Annotated in this window: 23 protein-coding genes; 6 read left to right on the top strand and 17 right to left on the bottom strand. The window is 61.1% G+C overall.

Annotated elements, in window-relative coordinates:
* Positions 1–2: 2 nt before the first annotated feature.
* Complete coding sequence (locus CAF73_RS16490; protein ID WP_085703266.1) at positions 3–1,409, bottom strand: type VI secretion system Vgr family protein; 1,407 nt, start codon at positions 1,407–1,409, stop codon at positions 3–5.
* Between the two features lie 220 nt (positions 1,410–1,629).
* Here CAF73_RS16490 and CAF73_RS16485 point away from each other — a divergent pair, with 220 nt between their 5' ends.
* The gene (locus CAF73_RS16485; RefSeq protein WP_027614601.1) at positions 1,630–2,334 is read left to right on the top strand and encodes a YebC/PmpR family DNA-binding transcriptional regulator; all 705 of its coding nucleotides are present in this window, start codon (positions 1,630–1,632) and stop codon (positions 2,332–2,334) included.
* A gap of 38 nt (positions 2,335–2,372) precedes the next feature.
* Here the strand turns inward: CAF73_RS16485 and CAF73_RS16480 are convergent, their stop codons facing one another.
* The 4 genes from CAF73_RS16480 to CAF73_RS16465 all read right to left on the bottom strand — a co-directional run bounded on the left by CAF73_RS16480 (position 2,373) and on the right by CAF73_RS16465 (position 6,397).
* Positions 2,373–3,686 carry a leucine-rich repeat-containing protein kinase family protein gene (locus CAF73_RS16480; RefSeq protein ID WP_085703265.1) on the bottom strand — a complete coding sequence of 438 codons (1,314 nt, stop codon included), beginning with the start codon at positions 3,684–3,686 and terminating at the stop codon, positions 2,373–2,375.
* Between the two features lie 61 nt (positions 3,687–3,747).
* Positions 3,748–4,881, bottom strand: coding sequence for a cell division protein ZapE (gene zapE / locus CAF73_RS16475; protein WP_085703264.1), 1,134 nt, complete (start codon positions 4,879–4,881; stop codon positions 3,748–3,750).
* 260 nt (positions 4,882–5,141) lie between these two features.
* Complete coding sequence (locus CAF73_RS16470; RefSeq protein ID WP_085703263.1) at positions 5,142–5,894, bottom strand: anti-sigma factor; 753 nt, start codon at positions 5,892–5,894, stop codon at positions 5,142–5,144.
* Complete coding sequence (locus CAF73_RS16465) at positions 5,891–6,397, bottom strand: RNA polymerase sigma factor (protein WP_085699036.1); 507 nt, start codon at positions 6,395–6,397, stop codon at positions 5,891–5,893. The genes CAF73_RS16470 and CAF73_RS16465 overlap by 4 nt, the downstream gene beginning before the upstream one ends.
* 157 nt (positions 6,398–6,554) lie before the next feature.
* Between CAF73_RS16465 and CAF73_RS16460 the strand changes: the two genes are divergently transcribed.
* Together CAF73_RS16460 and CAF73_RS16455 are read left to right on the top strand one after the other, a co-directional pair.
* Positions 6,555–7,649: a catalase family peroxidase gene (locus CAF73_RS16460; RefSeq protein WP_085703262.1), complete on the top strand. Its 1,095-nt coding sequence runs from the start codon at positions 6,555–6,557 to the stop codon at positions 7,647–7,649.
* On the top strand, positions 7,646–8,191 hold the full coding sequence (locus CAF73_RS16455; RefSeq protein ID WP_085703261.1) for a cytochrome b: 546 nt from the start codon (positions 7,646–7,648) through the stop codon (positions 8,189–8,191). Before CAF73_RS16460 ends, CAF73_RS16455 begins: the two co-directional genes overlap by 4 nt.
* A gap of 5 nt (positions 8,192–8,196) precedes the next feature.
* On the opposite strand, the gene CAF73_RS16450 is transcribed toward CAF73_RS16455, so the two are convergent.
* From CAF73_RS16450 to CAF73_RS16440, 3 genes are all read right to left on the bottom strand, one after another.
* Positions 8,197–9,405, bottom strand: coding sequence for an MFS transporter (locus CAF73_RS16450; protein ID WP_085703260.1), 1,209 nt, complete (start codon positions 9,403–9,405; stop codon positions 8,197–8,199).
* 147 nt (positions 9,406–9,552) lie between these two features.
* Positions 9,553–10,704 (bottom strand): M14-type cytosolic carboxypeptidase, encoded by a 1,152-nt coding sequence (locus tag CAF73_RS16445; RefSeq protein ID WP_085703259.1) that lies wholly within the window; start codon positions 10,702–10,704, stop codon positions 9,553–9,555.
* Positions 10,705–11,183: 479 nt separating this feature from the next.
* Positions 11,184–11,522, bottom strand: coding sequence for a DUF6124 family protein (locus tag CAF73_RS16440; protein ID WP_085699047.1), 339 nt, complete (start codon positions 11,520–11,522; stop codon positions 11,184–11,186).
* 129 nt (positions 11,523–11,651) lie between these two features.
* Between CAF73_RS16440 and CAF73_RS16435 the strand changes: the two genes are divergently transcribed.
* On the top strand, positions 11,652–12,308 hold the full coding sequence (locus tag CAF73_RS16435) for a LexA family transcriptional regulator (RefSeq protein ID WP_085699254.1): 657 nt from the start codon (positions 11,652–11,654) through the stop codon (positions 12,306–12,308).
* A gap of 39 nt (positions 12,309–12,347) precedes the next feature.
* Here CAF73_RS16435 and CAF73_RS16430 read toward each other — a convergent pair whose 3' ends face one another.
* Genes CAF73_RS16430 through CAF73_RS16415 form a run of 4 tightly spaced genes read right to left on the bottom strand, consistent with a single transcriptional unit; the run spans position 12,348 to position 17,909 of the window.
* Positions 12,348–14,297, bottom strand: a complete 1,950-nt coding sequence (locus tag CAF73_RS16430; RefSeq protein WP_085699049.1) for an acetyl/propionyl/methylcrotonyl-CoA carboxylase subunit alpha — start codon at positions 14,295–14,297, stop codon at positions 12,348–12,350.
* Positions 14,297–15,112, bottom strand: a complete 816-nt coding sequence (locus tag CAF73_RS16425) for a gamma-carboxygeranoyl-CoA hydratase (protein ID WP_085703258.1) — start codon at positions 15,110–15,112, stop codon at positions 14,297–14,299. The genes CAF73_RS16430 and CAF73_RS16425 overlap by 1 nt, the downstream gene beginning before the upstream one ends.
* 13 nt (positions 15,113–15,125) lie before the next feature.
* Positions 15,126–16,733, bottom strand: coding sequence for a carboxyl transferase domain-containing protein (locus tag CAF73_RS16420; RefSeq protein ID WP_085699053.1), 1,608 nt, complete (start codon positions 16,731–16,733; stop codon positions 15,126–15,128).
* Positions 16,734–16,745: 12 nt separating this feature from the next.
* Positions 16,746–17,909: an isovaleryl-CoA dehydrogenase gene (locus CAF73_RS16415; RefSeq protein ID WP_085699055.1), complete on the bottom strand. Its 1,164-nt coding sequence runs from the start codon at positions 17,907–17,909 to the stop codon at positions 16,746–16,748.
* Positions 17,910–18,110: 201 nt separating this feature from the next.
* Between CAF73_RS16415 and CAF73_RS16410 the strand changes: the two genes are divergently transcribed.
* On the top strand, positions 18,111–19,808 hold the full coding sequence (locus tag CAF73_RS16410; RefSeq protein WP_085703257.1) for an AMP-binding protein: 1,698 nt from the start codon (positions 18,111–18,113) through the stop codon (positions 19,806–19,808).
* A gap of 606 nt (positions 19,809–20,414) precedes the next feature.
* Here CAF73_RS16410 and CAF73_RS16405 read toward each other — a convergent pair.
* The 3 genes from CAF73_RS16405 to CAF73_RS16395 all read right to left on the bottom strand — a co-directional run bounded on the left by CAF73_RS16405 (position 20,415) and on the right by CAF73_RS16395 (position 22,863).
* Complete coding sequence (locus CAF73_RS16405) at positions 20,415–21,314, bottom strand: hydroxymethylglutaryl-CoA lyase (protein ID WP_085703256.1); 900 nt, start codon at positions 21,312–21,314, stop codon at positions 20,415–20,417.
* A 147-nt stretch (positions 21,315–21,461) separates the two neighbouring features.
* Positions 21,462–21,863: a MerR family DNA-binding transcriptional regulator gene (locus tag CAF73_RS16400; protein ID WP_007951507.1), complete on the bottom strand. Its 402-nt coding sequence runs from the start codon at positions 21,861–21,863 to the stop codon at positions 21,462–21,464.
* Positions 21,864–21,918: 55 nt separating this feature from the next.
* Positions 21,919–22,863 carry a LysR family transcriptional regulator gene (locus CAF73_RS16395; RefSeq protein WP_011334997.1) on the bottom strand — a complete coding sequence of 315 codons (945 nt, stop codon included), beginning with the start codon at positions 22,861–22,863 and terminating at the stop codon, positions 21,919–21,921.
* Between the two features lie 177 nt (positions 22,864–23,040).
* Here CAF73_RS16395 and CAF73_RS16390 point away from each other — a divergent pair, with 177 nt between their 5' ends.
* Positions 23,041–24,270: an acyl-CoA dehydrogenase gene (locus CAF73_RS16390; RefSeq protein ID WP_041075051.1), complete on the top strand. Its 1,230-nt coding sequence runs from the start codon at positions 23,041–23,043 to the stop codon at positions 24,268–24,270.
* A 174-nt stretch (positions 24,271–24,444) separates the two neighbouring features.
* On the opposite strand, the gene CAF73_RS16385 is transcribed toward CAF73_RS16390, so the two are convergent.
* Both CAF73_RS16385 and xthA read right to left on the bottom strand, forming a co-directional pair.
* Complete coding sequence (locus CAF73_RS16385; protein WP_085703312.1) at positions 24,445–25,773, bottom strand: substrate-binding domain-containing protein; 1,329 nt, start codon at positions 25,771–25,773, stop codon at positions 24,445–24,447.
* Positions 25,774–25,945: 172 nt separating this feature from the next.
* Positions 25,946–26,758, bottom strand: a complete 813-nt coding sequence (gene xthA / locus CAF73_RS16380) for an exodeoxyribonuclease III (RefSeq protein WP_085703255.1) — start codon at positions 26,756–26,758, stop codon at positions 25,946–25,948.
* Positions 26,759–26,789: the final 31 nt, after the last annotated feature.

Genomic DNA, 26,789 nt, shown 5'->3' with positions numbered 1-26,789 from the left:
GGTCAACGGGGCGGGGCGTAGCGGTTGAGCAGCCAGTCGAGCAATAAGTCGTCGTCAGGCTCGGTTTCCGTGGGCTGCGATGTTCGCGGGCGGCAGGCGTCGAGGCAGAGGATCGGCCGGTCGGGATCGCTGTCGAGAAAACTCACCCAGACCTCGCTGCCGGCGCAGGGCAGATTTTCCCGAGCCAGGCCGCTGCCGGCATGGGGCATGACCACCGCCAACCACAGCACTTCGCTGGCGCTGGCATTCGCATGATCGGGCCATAACCGGACGGCGATCCGCCCCTGATCGTCCACTTGCGCCGGTTGCCCCGGCACGCCGAGTACCTGCGCCGACTGATACCCCGGAATTGCAGGGCGCGGTTGTTTCGGCGGCGGGCGAAACGGGGTCGACCAGGGCAGCGCCGTAAAGTCGTTGTGATAACGGCGAACCGTCTGAACGGGATCGAGAATGGAAGGTTGCTGGCCTTGATGACGCAAGTCGGTGATCAACCATTGCTCGTTGAACGCGTTTACCGGGTGCTCCATGACTTGCACCAGACGCCCGCTGAGCAGTCGCGGGCAATCGCTGCGGCCGTGGATCGAGCGTGACCTGCAGCGTTGGCGTTCCAGCAGGCGACGACTGCGCTGGGCCGCGTGACGTTGCGCAGTCGGCAGAAATCCCGGAGGGGCGATGGCACTGCCCAGCGTGTGATTGGCAGCGTCCTGGCCCGCAATCGAATACCCTCGCTCACGCACTCCGGCGGGAATCTGAGGCAGCACCGCCTCATGGCGCTGGAACAGGCTGCTGAGGCCGGTTGCTGGCGCATCGATCTGCGTGTTGAAAGGAATCGCTGTCGGTTGCTGCGGCAGGCTCAGGCTGTCATCGGCGAACACCACCACGTGGCCGTCCGGCTGATGTTCGAAGTGATAGTGGATGCCTTCCTCTTCGCAAAGCCGTTGCAAAAAGGCCAGATCGGTTTCTTCGTATTGAATGCAGAACGGGCGCGGCGGGTAGTGGCCGACAGTCATCTCGATCCGATAGCTGTCGGCGGGCAGGTGATGTTCGCTGAGCAGTTGTTCAAGGATGGCGGGCACGTTCAGTTGCGTGAAGACCCGGCGAACAGGGTGTTGCTCCAGCGCCTGCAGATACGGCATCAGCACCAGTTGGTAGGCGATCCGGTGTGTTGCGCGGTATTCGCAGCTGGCACTTTGAATGATGCCGTGAATTCCGTGGTCATCATCCAGGTGCAGAAATGCCGCCTGATGCAGCAGCGTGCCGGGGGACCAGGCGGGCGCCAGGCCCATGACTTCGATCTCGAACCGATAGGGCTGATTCAGCGCTTCATGACCGCTGAAGCGCAGGACCGGCAGGTTTATCCCGCCCTCGGCCAGGGTCAGCGAAAACGGACTTTCCTTGTCATTGAGCATTCGAGCGGGCTCTGTTCAGGCGATACGGGCCACAGAGGGTACGAAAACACGACGTTGAATGGACGTGGCAAACCGGTTTTTCAGAATTGCCCTACAAGGCGTGTAGAAGATGTCGATGCGCATCGGAATTTTTGGTCGATTGCCGACTTTAGGCCGTATAAACTTGGCGCCATGCGTCGGCCAATAGATGTCTCGGCGCCACAGATCAAGAGAGTGAGTAATGGGCGCACAGTGGAAGGTTAAACACAAAGAAGCGGCAGCCAACGCCAAGGGCAAGATCTTCGGCAAACTGGTGAAGGAAATCACCATTGCTGCGCGTAACGGTGCCGATACCGCCACCAACGCACACCTGCGTCTGGTGGTCGAACAGGCCAAGAAAGCCTCGATGCCCAAGGAAACCCTGGATCGCGCCATCAAGAAGGGTGCTGGCCTGCTGGGTGAAACCGTTCAGTACCATCGCGTGACTTACGAAGGTTTCGCACCGCATCAGGTGCCGCTGATCGTCGAGTGCGTGACCGACAACATCAACCGTACCGTGGCGGAAATTCGCGTGGCGTTCCGCAAGGGCCAACTGGGTGCTTCCGGTTCCGTTGCGTGGGACTTCAACCATGTCGGCATGATCGAAGCGTCGCCGGACACCCCGGATGCGGATCCGGAAATGGCCGCGATCGAAGCCGGCGCCCAGGATTTCGAGCCGGGCGAAGAGGGCGCGACCCTGTTCCTGACCGACCCGACCGACCTCGATGCCGTGCAGAAAGCCCTGCCGGAACAAGGCTTCACCGTGCTGTCGGCCAAACTGGGCTACCAGCCGAAGAACCCGGTCAGCGGCCTGAGCGCCGAGCAGATGGCAGAAGTCGAGGCATTCCTGGAAGGCCTGGACAACCATGACGACGTGCAAGACATGTTCGTTGGTCTCGCCGGCTGACACACCAGAAAATCGCAGCCCTCGGGCTGCGATTTTTTTCAGGCGTCTTGCAACGCCAGGCTGATCTCGCCAAACCCCGGCCGCGCCAGTACATCCGGCTGACAGCAGCGCTGTTCCAGGGCTTCCAGCACCTGACGCTGTTCATCGCTCAACCCCGAGTCGATGCGCGCCAGCAATTCCCCCAGCAAAATCCCGAACGCCCGCACTTCAAGGCGTTGCAGCGCGCGGGTTTCAGGCGTGTCCGCCGTGGCGTGGAACGATGCCGCACCAAAGTCCCCCAGCAGACAGTCGCCCTGATCGTTCAACAGAATGTTGTGTCCGTAGAGATCGCCATGGGTGATGCCGTGACCGTGCAGATGCCCGGCGACCGAGGCGATGCCCCGGGCAATGCGCAGGGCAACGTCGGCGCTGAAGCGGCAATCGTCGGCATACACATCCCGTGAACAGGATGCCAGGCTCGGCAGCCCGGCCAAATTGCGGAAGCTCGGATCGATCAACTGCATCACCAGGCCTTGCTGGCCATCGGGATGCCGGTCGATGCGACCTTCGACGCGGATCAGGTTCGGGTGCAGCCCGGCGGTGATGCACGCGTTCATTTCATGCAGCGGCGAACCGTCACTGGTCATTTCACCCTTGTACAACTTGACTGCCACGGGCGCGGCCGCCTGATCGGCAGGTTGCCACTGCGCCCGGTAAATGACTCCGGAAGCGCCTTCGCCCAGCCGTTGCTCCAGCTGCAGCGCCGACCAGTCGATCAGGGGCGCGGCATCGAGGGCGGCGGCATCGGCTTCGGTTTCCAGCGGATTACCGGCGTAGGCCAGCCAGGTCAGGCTCGGCAGGGTCAGCAGCCATTGCGGCAGTTCGGTCAGCTGGTTGGCGGCGATGCGGATCAGCTCCAGCCGATGGCACTGGCTCAGTGACGGCGGCAGGGCGCGCAACCGATTGCCGGCGAGCATGAGTTTTTGCAGCAACGGGCGCTCGCCCAGTTCCGTGGGCAGGGTTTCGATGGCGTTGTCGGTGAGGATCAGCCAGCGCAGGTTCGGCGGCAGCGCCGCGCCGGGCACTTGAGTGATCCGGTTGGCCTTGAAACCGATCATCGTCAGCGCCTGGCACTGGCCCAGACACGCCGGCAATTGCGTGAACTGATTGTCGGAGCAGAACAGCACGCGCAGGTGCGTCAGACGGTGCAAGTCATCCGGCAGGCTGCTCAGGGCATTGCCGCTGAGGTTGAGCACTTCCAGCGTTTCGGCCAGGTTGAAAATCTCCGGCGGAAATTCAGTCAGGCCTTCGGCCAGGTCCAGCCGGGTGATGCCCGACAGTTCGCCGGCGCGCAGTTGTGCAAGGGTGTGCATGAGCAGGATCGCTATCGAGAAGGCGCAGAGCGCCGGAAATGGGCCGCATGATAACGGCAAATCAGCCCGGTTCGTGCACTTCGCGCAATTGCCCGAGTCGGCTGCGGGTGCGGGACAGATCGATCGCCTGACCGCCGAGGCTTTCGTGCAACGGGCGTTGGCCGAGCAGGGTCAGGTGTTTGTCCTGATCGTAGAGCACGTCGATCAGGTTGATGAATCGCTGCTGGGCGGCGATCGAGCATTCGCCCAGCTCCGGCAGTTCATCGATGATCCAATGGTCGAAGCGTCGGCACAGTTCCAGATAATCCATCACGGCCGTGGGCTGTTCGCAGAGGTCGTTGAAGGTAAAACCGACGCGCCGGCCTTCGCACAACCGCGCCTGCAAGTGCCGGCTGCCGACCGCCAGCGGCAACGGTGTGGCGTCGAGTGGCGGCAGGTTCAAGGCGAGGCGCTGCGCCGGACTGGCCGGCCAGACGTAATGGCCCTGGGTGAACACCTGATGCTCATGCCGGCGCGCCTGGCTGCGGTAATCGTGCGGGCCGCCGACTTCCATGACCTGCATGCGCGCGTTGATCAGGTCGATCACCGGTTTGAAGCGCGCGTGATACAGCGGGTTGGGCAACAAGCCTTCGGGCGGGTAATTGGAGGTCACCAGCAACAGGATCCCGCGCTTGAACAACGCCTTGAACAATCGGGTGATGAGCATCGCATCGCCGATGTCATGCACATGAAATTCATCGAAACACAGCACCCGACAGTCCATCAGCAGCGCATCGAGGGTGACGGCGAGGGCGTCGTCGCGGTCGCGGTGCTCGAACATGCCTTGATGCAGTTGGGCGAAGAATCCATGGAAATGCAGACGGCGTTTTTGCTGAATCGGCAATGCCTGGAAGAATCCGTCCAGCAACCAGCTCTTGCCTCGCCCGACGGCTCCGTGCAGATACAGGCTGCGCGGGGTTCGCGCAGGCGTGCCAAACATCAGGCCGGCCTGCTGCGCCATGCAATCGATGACCCGTTGCTGGCTGTGGCTGAGGGTGTAGCCCTGGCCGTGGGCCTTTTGCCGGAAATAGTCACGCATCGATTGCGCGCTGGCAGCGCACTGGCCCGCGTTTGTAACGGAGCGTTTGCCGAAGAGATGGCGCAAGGCTGACCAGCGCTGGGTCAGACGCGAACGTTCGGGCGGTCGGGCGGGCACTGCAATCACTCCGTCATCATCGGGCCGGCTCCCCCCGAGCGCGGCGGCGTAGTTTAACCAGACGGGTAGTTTTGCATCCACTGCGCTTTATCGTTTTTCCGGGGAGCAAGCTGCGGCGTGTAGAGGGCAGTGCCTGCACCGTGGGACTGAACGACGGGCAGAATGCGCAATGACAACGCGAGAATCCACACCGACCAGACCACACCGCCCGCTGGAACCTGCCTGGACAATGTGGTGCTGGATGTGGGGTTCTGACCCGGCTAGAAGCTTACGGATTGCTTGAGCATTTTCGCTGCAGGTGTGTCAGTCGGGCTGACCATCGCGTAGTTGTAGCCCTTGCCGGACCAGTACTCGGCCTGCAGATCTCCGTCCTGGCGGCTGCCCCGGGGCAGAAAGGTATTTTTCGGTCCTGGTGGACGCACGTAGAAACTGACCTTGTGCCCGCTCTGGTCTTCATACATCACCATCGCCGCCGGGCCTTCATCGGTGCTCAGCAGACGACCGCTGACCGGTGTAAATCCAGCCGATGTCAGGTCCGGCAGGCGATTGGCCTGAGTGAAGTAACGGTCGAGCCAGCGCTGGATGTCGCCGTCGCCGTTGACCTTGTAGTCCGCCGGCAGAAGCCCTTGCTGGGCGATCAAACGGTAGGCCTGCAAGGCGTCCGTCATCGGTGCCGGGGGATGAAACACGGTCATGTCCCGAGCTTTCCAGCCACCGACACCGCCGAGGCTGACGGCAATCAGCAGCACCGCCGCGCTGGCCCACTGGCGGCGCGACTGGCGCTTGAGTCGCTGACGGATCAGCGACGGATCGAGGTTCGGATTGGCCGGTTGTTGCAAGGCACCGCCGAGGGCAGCGCGCAGGTGCTGGGCATCCTGTTGCCAGGCACGAACCTGCGCCGCTTCGTCCGGATGGCTGGCGAGCCAGGTTTCCAGCACATGTCGGTCGGCCTCGCTGAGCTGGTGGTCGACGTAGGCGTGCAGGTCACGTTCGTTGGGAGGCAGACTGATCATTTGAGTATCCGCAAGGAAGGGCTGCTGATTTCCCCGTCGCTGAGCTGGCGCAGGGCCTGGCGAGCACGGGACAGGCGCGACATCACGGTGCCGGTGGGGACGTCGAGAATCTCGGCGACCTCCTTATAAGTCAGGCCTTCCACCGACACCATCAACAGCAGCGCGCGCTGTTCGGTGGGCAGTCGGTCGAAGACCTGCAAGGTCGATTGGGCAATGACGGTGCGTTCCACCGAGGGCTCGGCGTCATCGCGGCCGGTGAAGAACTCGAGCATCCGCGCATACCGCCGCGAACGCCGATGCGCATCGAGGAACTGCCGGTACAGGATCGAAAACAGCCAGGCGCGCAGATCGCCGTCGGCGCGTTTGTCGCCCCAACTCGACAGCGCCCGCTCCAGGCTGGCCTGTACCAGATCGTCGGCGCTGCTGCCGTTGCGGGTCAACGACACGGCAAAGCGCCGCAATCTGGGAATGATTTCTCTCAGTTGTTCGTCGAATTCGCTCATGAAGTTCTACTAGTCACTACGCTGTGGACTAGGAAGACGTCCGGCATTGGAGGTTATTCCACGTTCTGAAAAATAAATACCGGACCGTGGAATAAATCCCGATGGCGTGCGTCTTGCTGATTCTTCCTACTTGTGGCCGATGGCCCTGGAGTGCTTCATGGTTGATCGCAGCTCATCGCCCGGCGGGCCACAACGCCCGCCACTGAGTGCCGCGAGCCTGGTGTTGCGGCTTGGCGGAATCGCCGTGGTGGTCGCAGCCCTGGCCGGGGCGTTTGCCTACGTTCATGGTTCATTTGACCCACAACGACTGACGCCGAAAGCGTTGGTCGATGTGCTGGAAAAGAACAACGGCGTGCATCCCGGCTTTCGCCGTAATCACGCCAAAGGTGTTTGCGTGATCGGCCACTTCGAGAGCAGCGGTGAGGCTCGCTCGTATTCGGTCGCGCAAGTGTTCAACGAGCCGCGCACCCCGGTGGTCGGGCGCTTTGCGCTACCGGCCGGCAATCCGTACGCACCGGACAGCGCCGTACCGATCCGCAGTCTGGCGCTGCGTTTCACTCAGGCCAACGGCCAGCAGTGGCGCACCGGGATGAACAGCATGCCGGTATTCCCGGTCGGTACGCCCGAGGCGTTCTATCAGTTGCAGCAGGCGCAATCGCCGGATCCCGCCACGGGCAAGCCGGATCCGGCCAAGGTGCCGGCATTTTTTGCCGCACACCCGGAAACCGTGCCGTTTCTGACCTGGATAAAAACCGCCAGACCGTCGGCCAGTTACGCGACGGAAACCTACAACAGCATCAACGCGTTTTATCTGGTGGATGCCAGCGGCAAGAAGCAGGCGGTGCGCTGGAGCATGACGCCTCTGGCCCAGGATGCTGCCGGTGCGACTGCGCCTGAAGGAAGCGACTTCCTTGAGAAGGACCTGGTGCAACGCCTGGCCGAAGGGCCGCTGCGCTTTCAGTTGAACATCACCTTGGCCAACGCCGACGATCCGGTGAACGACGCGAGCAAAACCTGGCCCGCCGGCCGCAAAGTGTTGAACGCCGGCACTCTGGTACTGGAAAAGACCCAACCGCAGCTCAGCGGTGAATGCCGTGACATCAACTACGATCCGCTGGTGCTGCCGGCCGGCATTCAGGGTTCCGACGATCCGTTGCTGGCCGCGCGCTCGGCCGGTTACGCCGATTCCTACCTGCGTCGCACCAGCGAAGTCAGCCAACTGCCGACCGGCAAAAAGGAGGCTCGCCCATGAGCACGCAACCGACTCATTTCAATCCGCTGGCGCGGTTGCTGCACTGGCTGATGGCGTTGATGATCATCGCGATGTTGTTCATCGGTGCCGGCATGGTGACCTCGGTGTCGGCGCGGCATGAATGGCTGATCAATCTGCACAAGCCGCTGGGCATCGCGATTCTGTTGCTGGTGGTCGTGCGCATTCTTGTACGGCTGGGCACCCGTCAGCCGCCGCTGCCAGCGGATCTGCCGGGCTGGCAAGTGCTGGCGGCCAAGGCCTCTCATCTGTTGCTGTACGCGCTGATGCTGGTGTTGCCGCTGCTGGGCTGGGCGATGATCAGCGCGGCGGGGGATCCGGTGATGCTCGGCGCGTCCTTGCAATTGCCGTCGATCGTGCCGGCGGATGCGCAGGTGTTTGCGTTGCTGCGCAAGGCTCACGGGTATCTGGCGTATTTGTTGTTCCTGACCGTGCTGCTGCATCTGGCGGCGGCGCTGTTTCATGGCTGGGTGCGCCGCGACGAAGTGCTCGACAGCATGCTGCGGGGACGCAATCGCGGTTGATTGTGTCAGTCCGACGTGGCGAGGGTGCAAACAGCCTCGCCACGTTTCTGTCCGGCCAGTGATCGCCACCAATAAAGCAACGCGACCATGTTGATTGCGGCACCCAGCCAGCAGACGCCCGGCCATCCTGCCCAGGCGTACATGGCCGTCGAGGCGATCGAGCCCAAGGCGCTGCCAATGGAGTAAAACAGCATGTAGCCGGCGGTCAGTCGGCTCTGCGCCTCCGGGCGGACGCTGTAGATCATGCTCTGGCTGGCGACGTGCACGGCCTGCAAGCCCAGATCCAGGGTGATGACGCCAAGCAGCAGCGCCCACAACGAAGTTTGGGTGAGTGCGATCGGCAGCCACGAGCCCAGCATCAGCAACAGTGACAGACCGCTGACCCACTGTCCCCATCCTCGATCCGCCAGGTGACCGGCTCTGGCGGCGGCGAGTGCGCCTGCCGCGCCGGCGAGTCCGAACAATCCGATTTCGCTGTGGGAAAGCGACAACGGCGGGGCGGACAGCGGCAACACCATCGGCGTCCACAGCACCATGGCGCTGGCGAAGGTGAGCAGCGCCAGGATCGCTCGTCGACGCAGCACCGGCTCCTCACGAAACAGAGTGAACACTGAAGTGATCAGTGCCACGTAATGCGTGTCCGGTCGTGCTTCTTCATCCTTGGGCAATACCCGAAACAGCAGCGCGGCCATCACCAGCGTCAATCCCGCCGACAACAGATAGATCGAACGCCAGCCGGCCAGATCAGCCATGCCGCCCGCTACCGTGCGCGCGAGCAGAATGCCGACGACGATGCCGCTGGTGATCACGCCGACAACCTTTCCGCGTTGCGCGGGGACGGCAAGGGTTGCGGCGTAGGCGACCAGCACCTGGGTGACCACCGCAAGCAGACCGGTCAGGGTGACGCCGGTCAGCAGCCACGCGCTGTTCGGGGCCAGAGCAATCATCAGCAAGGCTGCGGCGGACAACAGCGTTTGCGTGACGATCAGCCGCCGCCGATTGAGCAGATCGCCGAGGGGCACGAGCAATAACAGACCGAGTCCATAACCGATCTGAGTCAAGGTCATGACGATGCCGATGCTGCCCGGCGTCAGACCGAAGGCGTCGGCCATCGCATCCAGCAGCGGCTGGGCGTAATACACGTTGCCCACCGCGAGGCCGCAAGCGATGGCGAAAAGCAGTACGACAGCGTTATCGAGTGTTGCAGTTTTCATGTCCCGGATCCTTTCGGGTTTCAAGTTGAAACTTGATTGACGGTAAGTAATCCAGTTTTGATTTGCAACCTGATTGGGTAAAAGACGGCACAAAAAAAAGATCGCAGACAGGCTGCGATCTTTCGTGAAGTGAAAAACGGGGAGGGATCAGCGCAGGGTGTCGACCATGTCGGCGATGGTGGTCAGCACGTCTTTGCCCAGTTGCTTCGAGCGTTTGCCCGACCAGCCGGTGATCGGGTTCGGCGCGTCGTCGTGATCCTTGAACGGCATTTCCAGAGTCAGCGACAGGCAGTCGAATTTCTGGCCGACGCTGTTGCAGGCCAGGGTCATGTTGGCCTGGCCCGGTTCGTCGCGGGTATAGCCGTACTTGGTCTGGAAGTCTTTGGTGGTGTGTTTCAGGTGACTGCGAAAGTGCTCTTCAAGCTTCTCCAGGCGCGGGGTGTAGCCCGGATTGCCCTCGCAGCCGGCGGTGAACACGTGGGGGATTTCTTCGTCACCGTGTACGTCGAGGAACAGATCGACGCCGTACTTTTCCATCTGCTGCTGTACGAAAAATACTTCCGGGCTGATTTCCTGACTGGCGTTCTGCCAGGCGCGGTTCAGGTCCTGGCCCATGGCGTTGGTGCGCAGGTGGCCGTGGAAGGCGCCGTCCGGGTTCATGTTCGGGACCAGGTACAGATCGGCGCTGGCCAGCAGTTTGTTCAGTACCGGATCGTCATGATGTTCCAGGCGTTCGATCACGCCTTCCATGAACCACTCGGCCATGTGCTCGCCCGGATGCTGCTGGGCGATGATCCAGATCTTGCGGCGACCTTCAGCGCCGGTGCCTTTGCGTAGCAGCTGGATGTCGCGGCCTTCGACGCTTTTGCCGGTGGCCAGCAGTTCGGTGCCGGCCTTGGTCAGCGCCTGTTCGATCAGCCAGTCGTGACGGCCACGGCTGTAAGGTTCGAAGTAGGCGAACCAGGCGTGGGTCTGCTCGGCTTCGAGGCAGAAGCGCAGGCTGTCGCCTTCGAATTGGGTAGGAATACGGAACCAGTTGACGTGGTCGTAGGAAGCGACCGCCTGATAGCCGGTCCAGGCTTTGTTGTAGGAAGACTGGCTGGCGTTGACCAGGCGAAACCAGTGTTCCTGATGGATGTGCAGGCCGCTGGCCTTGAAGTGGAACCACTGGAAATGGGCGCTGCGCGTATCTGGCCGAATTGCCAGAACCGGGTTGAGCGGATTGCTGATGTCGATGACTTGGATGTTGCCGCTGTCGAAGTTTGCGCTGATGTCGAACGAGGATTTGGCCACGGTCATAATCGGTTCCTGAATATGATTTTTATGGCGGCTACTTTACACGCAAGACAGGGGTGAAACCGAGGGAAATTGCGGGGTGTGGCGGGGGGGCGTCCTCCATGACGCGGATGCAGCTTAGTGACTGTGCGATTGATTCTCAAGTGCTGATTGGCATTACTTAGCCCCAATGTGGCCGGGGTCCGCTTGCCAAGCAATATTCTTTTGATATTATCCGCGCCATCGAATTTGCAGCACCCAAAGACTTCATTAGCCTGAAGCCATAAGCCAGAAAACTGGCAAAAAAAGACCCGGCAAAAAGCCGGGTCAAAAACCGTGATTAGCCTGATGAGGAGATAGTCCAGAAGACCGACCTAAGGTCTCTGGTCCATCGACTGATCTCGCGACCAGTTGCTTGCAATAGTAATCATTATCATTTGCAAGTCAAATGTTTTTATCTGCGCGATTGGAAAATTCTTTTCCTTCCGTCCGAACTCCCGTCTTCAGCGAACCGCGCCATCGAGCGAGTGATCAACCATCGCCCGCGCCATGTCCACCATGTGCACGACTGAAAAAGCCAGATCCCGACTCACGCCCTGCAAGCCGTCCGCCGCCTTGAACGCGGTAGCCGCTGCACATCGCAGCAAATCGGAAGCGTGGACCAGGGATTCTTCGCCACTCAGGTTGCTGTTCACACCGAAAAAGCGCTCGTCCACTTCTGGTTCTGACACAGCTGGTTTCAAGTAATAATCCAACGCCCGTTGCGCAGCGGCGCACCCTTGCGGGGAGGTGAAGGTGGTGTCCATTTGCAGATCGGGCAAGTCTTTACTGGTGATGGTCATGGTGAAAGGTCACTCCTTGGTCGATTCAAATCCGTGACTCAAGAATAGTACTATCAGTATTTGTGACCAGAAATTAAATACTACAATATGTGTTTTGCCGGCCGCAGGCATCCACGTATGGTGCCGCACATGGATAAATGGATTGAGTTGGTCAAGGCCAAAATGAGTGAACTCAACGTCACTCAAGTCGAACTCGGCGAGCGCGTCGGCATGTCTCAGGGCGGTATCGGCCATTGGCTGAACAAGCGCCGCGAGCCCGGCATCACGCAGATGAACCGCGTGCTGAAAGCGCTGGGCATGGAGTATCTCGAGGTCGCGGTGGTGATTCGTGAACCGCAGGTCGATGCGGACGACGAAATGCCCCTTGCGCAGAAGTACAACCCTTACTTTCGCTATCCGGTCAGCGAGTGGAATTCGCCGGTCGAGGCCCGTGAGAGCCAGCCAGCGTATTCGAGTGCCAAGGACAAGCGACGTTTCGTGCTGACGGATTACCACGCCCGCGGCCCGGCGTTCTGGCTCACGGTGACGGGTAACGCGATGACGGCGCCCACCGGGCAGAGCATCGGCGAGGGAATGATGATTCTGGTGGACCCGGCACTGGAAGCCGAGCCCGGGAAATTGGTAATCGCCCAGTGGCCGGACAGCGACGAGGCGATTTTCCGCAAACTGATCGAAGAGGGCGGCCAGCGTTACCTGGTGCCGCTCAATCCGACCTGGCCGAAAGCCTTGTTGACCGACGAGTGCCGAATCATCGGTGTCGTGGTTCAGGCAACCGCCAAATACTAGTCAGATCGATCCTCGCCAGGCGTAGGATCGATCCACCTTTCAAGCTTCTTCCAGCTCGACCAGTGCACTGCCTTCGCTGACCATTTCACCTTCCTGGCAATACAGTGACTTGATCACACCGGCGTGGGGCGCGCGAATGCTGTGCTCCATCTTCATCGCCTCAAGCACCACCAATTGCGCACCGGCTTCAACCGATTGCCCGGCCTCCACCAGCACCCGCACAATGCTGCCGTTCATCGGCGCGGTCAGACCGCCCTGATGGCTGTGACTGGCTTCGACAGCGCTGATCGGGTCGTACGTTTCAACGCGTCGCAGCTCGCCGTCCCATTGCAGATACAGAACTTCTCCACGACGAATCGCCCGCAGCTGTCGACGCAGTCCATCGTGCTCGACCACCAATTGCTCGCCGATCAGTTTTGCATTGCCGCCGGCACCGAGCGTCAGCGCTCGATCCTGCCCCTCGCAGCTCAAATGCAGAGTGATTTCGCGAGGCAAACCGGCGCGCAAACCGCTGTGAAGCGCCCAGGGCGAAGCCGGATCATCTGCCCGAGCCATCCCCGGCAAACTCTGCGCAAAAGCCTGCGCCGCCGCATTCCAGAACTCATCACTCAGTGCAGCGGGCGCTGGCAGCAACTGTTCCTGATAGCGCGGAATGAACCCGGTATCCAGCTCCGCCGCCGCAAACGCCGGATGACCGATGATCCGTCGCAGGAAGTTGATGTTGGTTTTCAACCCGCCAATCGCAAACTCATCGAGCATGCTCAGCAGTCGCAAGCGCGCCTGCTCACGATCCTCGCCCCAGGCGATTAGCTTGCCGAGCATCGGGTCATAGAAGGGCGAAACCTCATCGCCTTCCTCAACGCCGCTGTCCACACGGCGCCCCGGCCCGGCGGTGGATTCGCGATACAGATCCAGACGCCCGGTCGCCGGCAGAAAATCATTCGACGGATCTTCCGCATACAGCCGAACCTCAATCGCATGCCCGTTCAGCGGCACTTGATCCTGAGTGATCGGCAACGCTTCGCCACGGGCGACGCGAATTTGCCAGGCCACCAGATCGAGCCCGGTGATGGCTTCGGTGACCGGGTGCTCGACCTGCAAGCGCGTGTTCATTTCCATGAAAAAGAATTCGCCGCGAGCGTCCAGCAAAAACTCCACGGTGCCGGCGCCGACGTAACCGATGGCTTGCGCTGAACGCACAGCGGCTTCGCCCATCGCCCGACGAAGTTCTGGACTCAGGCCTGGAGCCGGCGCTTCTTCGACGACTTTCTGGTGCCGACGCTGAATCGAGCAGTCGCGCTCGTTCAGGTACAGGCAATTGCCATGCTGATCGGCAAACACCTGGATTTCCACGTGACGCGGCTTGAGCAGGTATTTCTCCACCAGCATCCGCGAGTCGCCGAACGACGACTTCGCTTCACGCTGAGCCGAGGCCAGCGCTTCAGCCAACTGGCTGACGTCTTCAACGACCTTCATGCCCTTGCCGCCACCGCCGGCCGTGGCCTTGAGCAGCACCGGGTAGCCGATGCGTTCGCAAGCATCGCGGAAAGTGTCCAGATCCTGGGCTTCGCCGTGATAACCCGGCACCAGCGGCACGCCGGCGGTTTCCATCAACGCTTTTGCGGCGGATTTGCTGCCCATCGCGTCGATGGCCGAGGCGGGCGGGCCGAGGAAGATCAGGCCGGCCGCTTCAATGGCGCGGGCAAACCCGGCGTTTTCTGAAAGAAAGCCGTAACCCGGATGAATCGCCTGAGCGCCGCTGGCCTTTGCCGCCGCGATCAGTTTGTCGATTTGCAGGTAACTGTCGGCCGCTTTGCTGCCGCCCAGATCAACACGGATGTCCGCTTCACGGCTGTGCCGCGCTTCCCGGTCGGTGGCGCTGTGCACGGCAACGGTGGTCAGGCCCAGCGACTTGGCGGTGCGCATGACCCGGCAAGCGATTTCGCCACGGTTGGCCACCAGCAGGGTGGTGAGAACAGGTGCGCTCATCAACGCGGCTCCTTGGTGGTGGTTGCGGCTTGCCAGCTCGGTGGACGTTTCTGCAAAAAGGCCCGCAGACCTTCCTGTCCCTCTGGGCTGACGCGGATGCGGGCGATGGCGTTTTCGGTGTAGCGGCGCAGGGCCGGAGTCAGCGCGCCGTTGCCGACTTCCCGCAGCAAATCCTTGCTGGCGCGCATGGCGGCGGGGCTGTTGAGCAGCAGGTTGTCGATCCATTGCTCGACGCTCTGTTCAAACTCATTCGCTGGATAACTCTCGGACAACAAACCGATTTCCCGCGCCCGCTGCCCGCCGAAACGTTCGGCCGTCAGCGCATAACGCCGCGCCGCGCGTTCGCCGATGGCTTGCACCACGAACGGGCTGATCACCGCTGGCGCAAGACCGATGCGCACTTCCGACAGGCAGAACTGCGCGTCATCGGCGCCAATCGCCATGTCGCAGCAACTGATCAGACCCAATGCACCGCCGAACGCCGCGCCTTGCACCACGGCCACGGTCGGGATTTTCAGTTTGGCGAGGTTGTACATCAGCTCCGCCAGTTCCCGGGCGTCGTCGAGGTTGGTGTGGTAATCGAGTTCGGCCGATTGCTGCATCCAGGCCAGATCGGCACCAGCGCTGAAATGTTTGCCGCGTCCGCGTACCAGCAGAAAGCGCAGGCTGGCGTCGCTGGCGACCTTGTCCAGCGCCAGGATCAGTTCGCGAATCATCTCGGCGTTGAACGCGTTGTTCTTTTCTTCGCGGCTCAGCCACAGGGTCGCGAAACCCCGTGGATCGCTGTGCAATTCGAGGGTGTTGAAGTCGCTCATGAGGTTCTCCCGATCACATCCGGAACACGCCGAAGCGGCTCGGTTCGATAGGCGCGTTCAACGACGCGGACAAGGCCAGGGCCAGCACATCGCGGGTCTGCGCCGGGTCGATGACGCCGTCGTCCCACAGCCGCGCGCTGGAATAGTAGGGGTGACCCTGCTCTTCGTATTGGTCGAGAATCGGCTGCTTGATCTCGCTTTCCTGCTCGGCACTGAACGCCTGACCGCTGCGTTCGGCCTGCTCGCGCTTGACCTGAACCAGCACGCCGGCCGCCTGTTCGGCGCCCATCACGCCGATCCGCGCGTTCGGCCACATCCACAGGAAACGCGGATCATAGGCCCGCCCGCACATGCCGTAGTTACCGGCACCGAAGCTGCCACCGATGATCACGGTGAATTTCGGCACCTTGGCGCATGCCACGGCGGTCACCAGTTTGGCGCCGTGTTTGGCGATGCCACCGGCCTCGTATTTCTGACCGACCATGAAGCCGGTGATGTTCTGCAGGAACAGCAACGGAATGCCGCGTTGGCAGGCCAGTTCAATGAAGTGCGCGCCTTTTTGCGCGGCTTCGGCGAACAGGATGCCGTTGTTGGCGAGGATCGCGATCGGGTAGCCGTGCAGGTGGGCGAAACCGCACACCAGCGTGGTGCCGAACAAGGCTTTGAATTCATCGAACACCGAGCCGTCGACCAGTCGCGCGATCACTTCGCGCACATCGAACGGCTGCTTGGCGTCCGCCGAAACCACCCCGTACAACTCATCGCTGGCGTACAGCGGCGCAATCGGCGTGCGCTGCTGCACTTCGCCGAGCTTGCGCCAGTTGAGGTTGGCGACGCTGCGCCGGGCGAGGGCGAGGGCGTGCTCATCGCTTTCCGCGTAATGGTCGGCGACCCCGGACGTCTTGCAGTGCACGTCGGCCCCGCCGAGGTCTTCGGCGCTGACCACTTCACCGGTCGCGGCTTTCACCAAGGGCGGGCCGGCGAGGAAAATCGTCGCCTGATTGCGCACCATGATCGCTTCGTCGGCCATCGCCGGTACATAAGCGCCGCCGGCGGTGCAGGAACCCATGACCACGGCAATCTGCGGAATGCCCATGGCGCTCATGTTGGCCTGGTTGAAGAAGATCCGCCCGAAGTGTTCGCGATCCGGGAACACTTCGTCCTGACGCGGCAGGTTGGCGCCACCCGAATCCACCAGATAAATGCACGGCAGGCGGTTTTGCTGGGCGATGGTCTGGGCGCGCAGGTGTTTCTTCACGGTCAGCGGGTAGTACGAGCCACCTTTCACCGTCGCGTCGTTGGCGACAATCATGCATTCGACGCCTTCCACACGACCGATCCCGGCAATCACGCCAGCGGCTGGCACGTCTTCGCCATAAACGGCGTGGGCGGCCAACTGGCTGATTTCCAGAAACGGCGAGCCCGGATCGAGCAAGCGGTTGATCCGCTCACGGGGCAGCAGCTTGCCGCGCGAGGTGTGACGTTCCTGAGCTTTCGCGCCGCCGCCCTGAGCCACTTGAGCGAGCAGAGTGTGCAGGGCGTCGACCTGTTCGAGCATCGCCGCGCTGTTGGCGGCGAACTCCGCTGAACGAGGGTTGAGCTGGGTATGCAGGATGGCCATGGACAGCTCCGTTTAGCGGGTTTCGTTGAACAGTTCGCGACCGATCAGCATGCGACGGATCTCACTGGTACCGGCGCCGATTTCGTACAGCTTGGCGTCACGCAGCAGGCGGCCGGCCGGGAATTCGTTGATGTAACCGTTACCGCCGAGAATCTGGATCGCGTCGAGGGCCATTTGCGTGGCGCGTTCGGCGGTGTAGAGGATCACACCAGCGGCGTCCTTGCGTGTGGTTTCGTTGCGCTCGCAGGCCTGAGCCACGGCGTAGAGATAGGCGCGGCTGGCGTTGAGCTGGGTGTACATGTCGGCGACTTTGCCCTGGATCAGCTGGAATTCGCCGATGCTCTGGCCGAACTGCTTGCGGTCATGGATGTACGGCACGATCAGATCCATGCACGACTGCATGATGCCGGTCGGGCCACCGGACAGCACGACGCGCTCGTAATCGAGGCCGCTCATCAGCACTTTTACGCCGCCGTTGAGTACGCCGAGGATGTTTTCTTCAGGCACTTCGACGTCGTCGAAAAACAGCTCGCAAGTGTTGGAGCCGCGCATGCCGAGCTTGTCGAACTTGTTGCTGCGGCTGAAGCCTTTCCAGTCGCGTTCGACGATGAAGGCGGTGATGCCGTGGGGGCCCTTTTCCAGGTCGGTCTTGGCGTAGATCACGTAGGTGTTGGCGTCGGGGCCGTTGGTGATCCAGGTCTTGCTGCCGTTGAGCACGAAACGGTCGCCACGTTTATCGGCGCGCAGTTTCATCGAGACCACGTCGGAACCGGCGTTTGGCTCGCTCATGGCGAGTGCGCCGACGTGTTCGCCGCTGATCAGTTTTGGCAGGTATTTGGCTTTCTGTTCGTGGTTGCCGTTGCGGTTGATCTGGTTGACGCAGAGATTGGAGTGGGCGCCGTAGGACAACGCCACCGAAGCCGAGCCACGGCTGATTTCTTCCATCGCAACGACGTGCGCCAGGTAACCCAGGCCAGCGCCGCCGTATTCTTCCGGCACGGTGATGCCGAGCAGGCCCATGTCACCGAACTTGCGCCACAAATCGGCCGGGAACAGGTTGTCGCTGTCGATCTGCGCGGCACGCGGCGCGATCTCGTTGGCGACGAAGGACTGAACCTGATCGCGCAGCATGTCGATGGTTTCACCGAGGGCAAAGTTCAGGGATGGGTAGCTCATGGTTCACCTTTTGGCTTTTTTGTAGGGTGGGGAGAAGGGCGTTTCAGTTCTCACCTTTACGTTAACGTAAGCCTGTGACGAATGGCTGTCAATCACCCTTTACGTTAACGTCAACTTGAGCGAGAGTAGAGCCAGTTCTGAATGGTCGGAGCTGCTGTAGCTCCGTTCCAACACCCACTAATAAAGACAATAGGGGTCGTCATGGATCAACCCAGTGCAAACCCGCAGCGCAGCTACACCCGCGGTTCCCAGGATAAAGCCTTGCTGGCGATGACCATCGGGCAGAAGTTCGACGAAACCGTCGCGCAGTACCCGGACGGCGAGGCGCTGGTGGTGCGCCATCAGCAGCTGCGTTACACCTGGCGGCAACTGGCCGACGCGGTGGATGTTCACGCCAGAGCCCTGCTGGCGTTGGGTTTGCAAGCCGGTGACCGGCTCGGCATCTGGGCGCCGAACTGCGCGCAGTGGTGCATCACACAGTTCGCCACCGCGAAGCTCGGTGTGATCCTGGTCAACATCAACCCGGCCTACCGCAGCTCTGAACTCGAATACGTGCTCAAGCAATCCGGTTGCCAATGGCTGGTCTGCGCCGGGGCGTTCAAGAGCTCCAACTATCACGGCATGTTGCAAGGCTTGCTGCCGGAACTGGCCGAGCAATCCATCGGCGAGCTGCACAGTGAGCGGCTGCCGGAACTGCGCGGTCTGATCAGCCTCGACCCACAGCCGCCTTCGGGTTTTCTTCCGTGGTCGCAACTGGCAGATCTGGCCGCCAGTGTCACTGCGCAACAATTGCGTGAACGCAGCGACAGCCTGCACTTCGATCAGCCCGTCAATATTCAGTACACCTCCGGCACCACCGGTTTCCCCAAGGGCGCGACCCTCAGTCACTACAACATCCTCAACAACGGTTACATGGTCGGCGAAAGCCTTGGCCTGACCGCTGTTGATCGCCTGGTGATCCCGGTGCCGCTGTATCACTGCTTCGGCATGGTCATGGGCAACCTCGGCTGCATCACCCACGGCAGCACCATGATTTATCCCAACGACGCCTTCGATCCGCTGCTGACCCTGAGCACCGTCGCCGAAGAAAAAGCCACCGCGCTGTACGGCGTACCCACCATGTTCATCGCCATGCTCGATCAGCCGCAACGCGCCGAGTTCGACCTGTCGACCCTGCGCACCGGAATCATGGCCGGCGCCACGTGCCCGATCGAGGTGATGCGCAGGGTCATCAGCGAAATGCACATGAGCGAAGTGCAGATCGCCTACGGCATGACCGAAACCAGCCCGGTCTCGCTGCAAACCGGCCCATCCGATGAACTGGAACTGCGCGTCACCACCGTCGGCCGCACCCAGCCGCAACTCGAAAGCAAAATCATCGACGAGGCCGGCAACCCGGTACCACGCGGCACGATCGGCGAACTGTGCACCCGTGGCTACAGCGTGATGCTCGGCTATTGGAACAATCCGCAGGCGACTGCCGAAGCCATCGACGCGGCGGGCTGGATGCACACCGGCGATCTGGCGAGCATGAACGACGAGGGTTACGTGTGCATCGCCGGTCGTAACAAGGACATGATCATCCGTGGTGGCGAAAACATTTACCCGCGTGAACTGGAAGAGTTCTTCTTCACCCACCCGGCGGTGGCGGACGTGCAGGTGATCGGCATTCCCTGCTCGCGTTACGGTGAGGAAATCGTCGCCTGGATCAAATTCCATCCCGGCCACAGCGCCACCGAACAAGAGCTGCAAGCGTGGTGCAAGGAACGCATCGCCCACTTCAAGACGCCGCGTTACTTCAAGTTTGTGGAGGAGTTTCCGATGACGGTAACAGGCAAGATCCAGAAATTCCGGATGCGCGAGATCAGTATCGAGGAGTTGCGAGAAAAGCAGGCCTGACGAAGATCGAATGTGGGAGCGAGCAAGCCCGCTCCCACAAGGGGGCGGCGGTGAAAACAGGAATCGTGGAAAGCACAAAGGGGAGCCGAAGCTCCCCTTTAATTTTGTCGTCGCGTGCTCTTTTTTATTATTGAGGGGCGGTCTGTTGTTGTTTTTGGCAACCGTGGCCCTTTACCGCTGTTTTTGGCGACCCCCATCCGGGGTCAAGAGCAAACGTATTTTTTTGAGCGCTGATCTGCTTTCTCGCCAGGCGATCCAACCGATTCGGGAGCTACCTTAAGGTAGTTTTATTGTTCTCTGCCCGGTTGCGGGTCATTCCGAGGAACACCCTGAAAAGCACACCTTCTCCAAAAAAATCTGTTAGCTGCGTCTCTGCCGTGTTGTTTTTGTTATGTCAGAGTCGGTACGTCTTATTTTTATTGGTTTGCTGCTTTTTATTCTTGTTATGCCATAGAGATAGCAGAAGCCGTGCCAACTTTTAAAAAACCTTATAAATCAAGGAGTTGAATTTTTTGAAGGATTTCTCCTTCAGGCAAAACCAGACAATTTGTTTCCGTGTTACTCGCCTATGCCCACGTTTCGGACGCAGCGGTAACACCTTCGCCCTCACTGTGCGCTACGGGCCTTGGCTACGCGCGAACCGGTAGGGCGACCCAGCACGGCACTGATCTGTTGGCCGGCGGCAATCAAGGCGTCGAGGTCGATACCGGTCTCGATGCCCAGGCCGTTGAGCAGATACACCACGTCTTCGGTGGCAACGTTGCCGCTGGCGCCCTTGGCGTACGGGCAGCCGCCGAGGCCGGCGATCGAGCTGTCGAACACCGCGATGCCTTCCAGCAGACTGGCGTAGATATTGGCCATGGCCTGGCCGTAGGTATCGTGGAAGTGGCCGGCGAGTTTCTCTCGCGGCACCTGCTTCGACACTACTTCGAACAGCCGGCGGGTGGCGCCTGCGGTACCGGTGCCGATGGTGTCACCCAGCGACACTTCGTAGCAGCCCATCGCGTACAGCTCGCGGGCCACCATGGCCACTTGTTCCGGCGCGACCTCGCCCTCATAAGGGCAGCCGAGCACGCAAGACACGTAACCGCGCACGGTAACGCCGTGCTGTTTCGCCGATTCCATGATCGGCGCGAACCGCGCCAGACTTTCGCTGATCGAGCAATTGATGTTGCGTTGCGAGAACGCTTCGGACGCTGCAGCGAATACCGCGACTTCCTTGACCCCCGCCGCCAGCGCATCTTCAAAACCACGCAGGTTCGGCGCCAGTGCGCCGTAGGTCACGCCGGGTTTGCGCTGGATCTGCGCGAACACCTCGGCGGAGCCGGCCATCTGCGGCACCCACTTGGGCGAGACGAAACTGCCGACTTCGATATAGCCAAGGCCGGCGGCGCTCAGCGCGTCGACCAGTTGCACCTTGTCGGCGACGCTGATGGGCTGGGCTTCGTTCTGCAAACCGTCACGGGGGCCGACTTCGATCAGGCGTACTTTGGAGGGGAGGGACATGGGCTGAACCTGCTCATTATCTGACTGTATCGAGAACCCTGTGGGAGCGAGCCTGCTCGCGATGGCGTTGGGTCAGTCAACATCAATACTGGATGTTCCGGCCTCATCGCGAGCAAGCCCGCTTCCACAGGAGATGAAGTGTGGCTGTTACTGCGCGACTTGCTGACTCTTGAGCGTCTGCTCCAGCGCCTGCACGCAGCGTTCTTCGGCGGTGTCGAGTTCCAGCTTCATCTGTTCGATGTCCAGCAGCTGCTGCTCAAGCTGTTCCCGACGCTCGCTGATTTTCGCCAGCATGCTGTTGAGTTGTTTGGTGTTACCGCTGGAAGGGTCGTAGAGCTCGATCAGCTCGCGGCATTCGGCCAGGGAAAAACCGATGCGCTTGCCCCGCAGGATCAGTTTCAGGCTGACCTTGTCGCGCGGCGAATAGATGCGTTCCTGGCCTCGGCGCTCGGGGCTGAGCAGGCCTTGTTCTTCATAGAAGCGGATCGCCCGGGTGGTGATGTCCAGCTCGCGGGCGAGGTCGGAAATGCTGTAGGTCTGGCTGCTCATGAAAGCGCTCGAAATAAGGTCTTGGCGCTAAGCTAATGGCAGGTTGACGTTTACGTCAAGTGGCGGGCGCCTGCAGCTTGTCGAGCTTCTTCTCGTGCGCCGTCACTTGCTGGCACAGCTCGATCATCTGCTCGCGCATCCAGCGGTTGGCCGGGTCCTGGTCGGTGCTTTCGTGCCAGTACAAATGAGTTTCCACCGGCGGCACATCGTTGACCGGCAGATTAAACGCATGCAGGTCATGACGACGTGCGAAACGCTCCGGCACGGTCATCACCATGTCGGTCTGCTGCAACACCTGGGACGCCATCAGATAGTGCTGCGAGCGCAGGGCGATCTTGCGCTGGATGCCCATCTTGCCCAGCGCCAGATCGACATGGCCCAGGCCACTGCGACGGCTGGAAATATGAATGTGGGTCAGCGAAAGGTAATCGTCGAGGGTGAATTTTTCCTTGGTCGCCAGCGGATGACCCTTGCGCATCGCGCAGACGTAACGGTCTTCCATCAACTTGACGTGGCGCACCTGCGGGTCGGTGTTGAGCGGCGCGTCCACGGCGAAATCGAGGCGCCCGGCGGCCAGTTCCTTGGTGGTTTCCCGACGTTTGGACAGGAAGCTTTCGATGATCACCGTGGGCGCCAGACGGCGCAGGCGCTGGAACAGCGGCGGCAGAATCACCGCTTCGGTCAGGTCGGTCATGCTGATGCGGTAGGTCTTGACCGCTTGCGAAGGGTTGAAGATGCGGCTTTCCTGAACCGATACCCGCAGCAGCGACAGCGCGTTGCGCACCGGGCCGATGATGTTTTGCGCCATGGGCGTCGGCACCATGCCCTGGGCCGTGCGTACGAAGAGCGGGTCGTTGAAGGTCTCGCGCAACCGCGCCAGGGCGTTGGACACTGCTGGCTGGGTGATGCCGACAATCTGCCCGGCGCGGGTCAGGTTGGCTTCGGTGTAGATCGCGTCGAAGACGATGAAAAGGTTGAGGTCGACCTTGCTCAGATTCATTACGCGGCTCTCTTTTTATAGGTGGATGGCGCGGGTCAGGGCGGCCAGGAAAATCAACCAATCATATATCGGTGATGAATGTTTATACACGCCGAGAATAGGCTAGGTAAATTATCAGCGCTGTTCTAGCATCGATTGCATGACCTAAACAACCTCTGCCACAGAAGGTAATTGCTCATGGATTTCGCTTATTCGCCCAAGGTTCAGGAACTGCGTGAGCGCGTGACCGCGTTCATGGACACTTACGTTTACCCGGCCGAAGCCGTGTTTGAACGGCAGGTTGCCGAGGGCGACCGCTGGCAGCCGACCGCAATCATGGAAGAGCTCAAGGCCAAGGCCAAGGCCGAAGGGCTGTGGAATTTGTTTCTGCCTGAGTCGGAACTGGGCGCCGGCCTGACCAACCTCGAATACGCGCCATTGGCGGAAATCATGGGCCGTTCGCTGTTGGGCCCCGAGCCGTTCAACTGCTCGGCGCCGGACACCGGCAATATGGAAGTGCTGGTGCGTTACGCCAACGAAGAACAGAAACAACGCTGGCTCGAACCGCTGCTGCGCGGCGAGATCCGCTCGGCGTTCGCCATGACCGAGCCGGACGTCGCGTCCTCCGATGCCACCAACATGGCCGCCCGCGCCGTGCGCGATGGCGACGAGTGGGTGATCAATGGCAAGAAATGGTGGACCTCCGGCGCCTGCGATCCGCGCTGCAAGATCCTGATCTTCATGGGCCTGAGCAACCCCGATGCACCGCGCCACGCCCAGCACTCGATGATTCTGGTACCGGTCGACACCCCCGGCGTGAAGATCGTCCGTCCGCTGCCGGTGTTCGGTTACGACGACGCGCCTCACGGCCACGCCGAAGTGCTGTTCGACAACGTGCGGGTGCCGTACGAAAACGTCCTGCTCGGTGAAGGACGCGGTTTCGAAATCGCTCAAGGCCGCCTCGGCCCGGGCCGGATTCACCACTGCATGCGTTCGATCGGCATGGCCGAGCGCGCACTGGAACTGATGTGCAAACGCTCGGTGAGTCGCACTGCATTCGGCAAACCGCTGGCGCGTCTGGGCGGTAACGTCGACAAGATCGCCGACTCGCGGATGGAAATCGACATGGCACGTCTGCTGACCCTGAAAGCGGCGTACATGATGGACACCGTGGGTAACAAGGTCGCCAAGAGCGAAATCGCGCAAATCAAGGTCGTTGCGCCGAACGTCGCGTTGCGGGTGATCGACCGGGCGATCCAGATTCATGGCGGGGCAGGGGTCTCGAACGATTTCCCGCTGGCCTACATGTACGCCATGCAACGCACCCTGCGCCTGGCCGACGGCCCGGACGAGGTGCACCGCGCGGCAATCGGCAAGTTCGAGATCGGCAAGTATGTGCCGAAGGAAATGCTGCGTAGCGAGCGCTGATCCAGCACTTCAGCCCTGATCGTTCCCACGCAAAGCTCTGATCGAGGAGATCGCGGTGATCGTTCCCACGCTCTGCGTGGGAATGCATAACGTGACGCTCCGCGTCACAGTGGATGCGGAGCATCCATGGCTGCGTTACCACGCAGAGCGGGGGAACGATCAGTGGTTCGACGCTCAGTAAACCCACACCTCAACCCGCCGATTCTTGATCCGGCCTTCATCCCCGCTGTTGGTCGCCACCGGCATCAGCGCGCCAAACCCGCGCACTTCGCGCAGTACCACGCCGTTTTTCACCAGCTCCCGGCGTACCGCCATCGCCCGCAGCTTCGACAGCAAATCCGCCCGTGCCGGGTCGTCCTTGGCGTCGCCGAATCCCACCAGTGTTATCGCACGGTCAGTCTTGTCGTGGTGCTTTATATAGTCGAACACCCGGGCCAGATCCTGGCGGGCCTTGTTGTCGAGGCTGGCGCTGCCTTCTTCGAAGCGGAAGTTCACCGTCAGACGCTGGGCGTGGCGGCTGAGGGATTGATAACCCTCGGGCATCAGCGCATTCGGCGTGACGGCGATGGCCTGCACGGTCTGGGCGATAAAACCGTTGGCCGCGACAATTGCCTGACCCCGACGACTCTGCGCAAACTCCACCAAGGCCTTGGCCCAGGGATTGTTGCTGTCGGGTGGCAGATAGAAGAACAGCCGCCGCGACAGAGGATAGTCTTCAGTGGCGATCAGGCTGGCGAGTGGCAGCATCGCCTGGGATTGCCCGTCGACAATCGCCACGGCCTTGGCCTGACGCACGTAGGGCAGGCCGATGAAACCGATGGCCTGCGGGTCGGCACTGACGGCGTCGGACAACTGCTCGCTGGATTCAAACCGTTTCGCGGCATTGCTCAGGGATTTCCCACGACGGCTGAGAACCAATTCCTTGAACGTGTCGTAGGTACCGGACTGATCATCCCGCGCATACAGATGAATCGTCCCACCCTTGCCGCCGACGTCGTCCCACGTCTTCGCCTCGCCGCTGAAGATCCGCGCCAGTTGTTCAGTGTTCAATTGATTCAGCGGATTGGCGGGGTGAAGGATGATCGCCAGGCCGTCGATGGCGATGACCTGCTCGGCGTCAGGGCTTTTCAGATCGCCCCGGGCTTGCAGGTTCAGCAGTTCGCTGTCCTTGATCGGGCGTGACGAGGCGGCCAGATCGGCGCTGGCGTTCTTGAGTGCAGTGAAACCGGTGCTCGAGCCGTGGGCGGCGATCTCCACGACGACCCTTTGGCCTTGGGCCGTCAAGCCGGCGACTCGCTGTTCGTTGGCGGTGTCCGGCGTTTCGCTGTGGACTTTCAGCAGTCCCTGGTCTTGCAGCAGGCCTTCCACCAACGCCGGGCCGAGCGCCGCGCCAATGGTGTTGGAACCCTGGATGCGCAATACCGGGCCGTTCTCGGGAATGGGCAACGCCGCAACCTGCAGCCAGGCGCTGAGGAGAAAGACGAACAGAACACGCAGGGTCATGCCGGCACCGAATGCAGCCAAGGGGATTGCCGGGGAGATTAAGTCAGGCGCATGACCAAAACATTACAGCTGAATCAATGTGGGAGCGAGCTTGCTCGCGATTGCCGTGTGCCAGTCAAGCTTTTGCAGCCTGACACTCTGCTATCGCGAGCAAGCTCGCTCCCACAGGATCTCAGCTCAATTCAAGCCAGATCGGCGCATGGTCCGAAGGCTTTTCCATTGCGCGCAGTTCATAGTCGACACCGGCGGCTTTCACCCGTGGCAGCAAGCCGTGGGACGCCAGAATCACATCGATGCGCAGACCACGCTTCGGCTCGTCTTCAAAGCCACGGCTGCGGTAGTCGAACCAGCTGAACATGTCGGTCACGTCCGGGTTAAGGTGACGGAAGCTGTCGGTCAGGCCCCAGTTTTTCAGGCGGGCCATCCACTCGCGCTCTTCCGGCAGGAAACTGCATTTGCCGGTTTTCAGCCAGCGCTTCATGTTGTCCGGGCCGATGCCGATGTCGCTGTCTTCCGGCGAGATGTTGACGTCGCCCATCACCACCAGCGGTTGTTCATTGTGGAACTGGCTTTCCAGCAACGCCTGCAAATCGCTGTAGAAGCGCTGCTTGGCCGGGAACTTGGTCGGGTGGTCGCGGCTTTCGCCCTGTGGGAAATAGCCGTTCATGATTGTCACCGGCACGCCGTTGGCGTCGGCGAATGTGCCCCAGATAAAGCGTCGCTGCGCGTCTTCTTCATCGGTGGCGAAGCCTTTGTGCACGGCGATCGGTTCCTGGCGCGAGAGCAGGGCAACGCCGTAATGGCTTTTCTGGCCGTGGAAATACACGTGATAACCCAGGGCCCGCACTTCTTCCAGCGGGAACTGGTCGTCGTGGACCTTGGTTTCCTGCAGGCCGATGACGTCCGGCTGATGCTTTTCGATCAGCGCCGCCAGCTGATGCGGGCGGGCCCGCAGTCCGTTGATGTTGAAGGAAACGATCTTCATGGTCGGCAGTCCTGGCAAAAGGGCGATGCTA

Source organism: Pseudomonas sp. B15(2017) (assembly GCF_002113215.1).
In the GTDB taxonomy this organism is placed as follows: Bacteria; Pseudomonadota; Gammaproteobacteria; order Pseudomonadales; family Pseudomonadaceae; genus Aquipseudomonas.
This window is presented reverse-complemented; position numbering and strand designations above follow the sequence as displayed.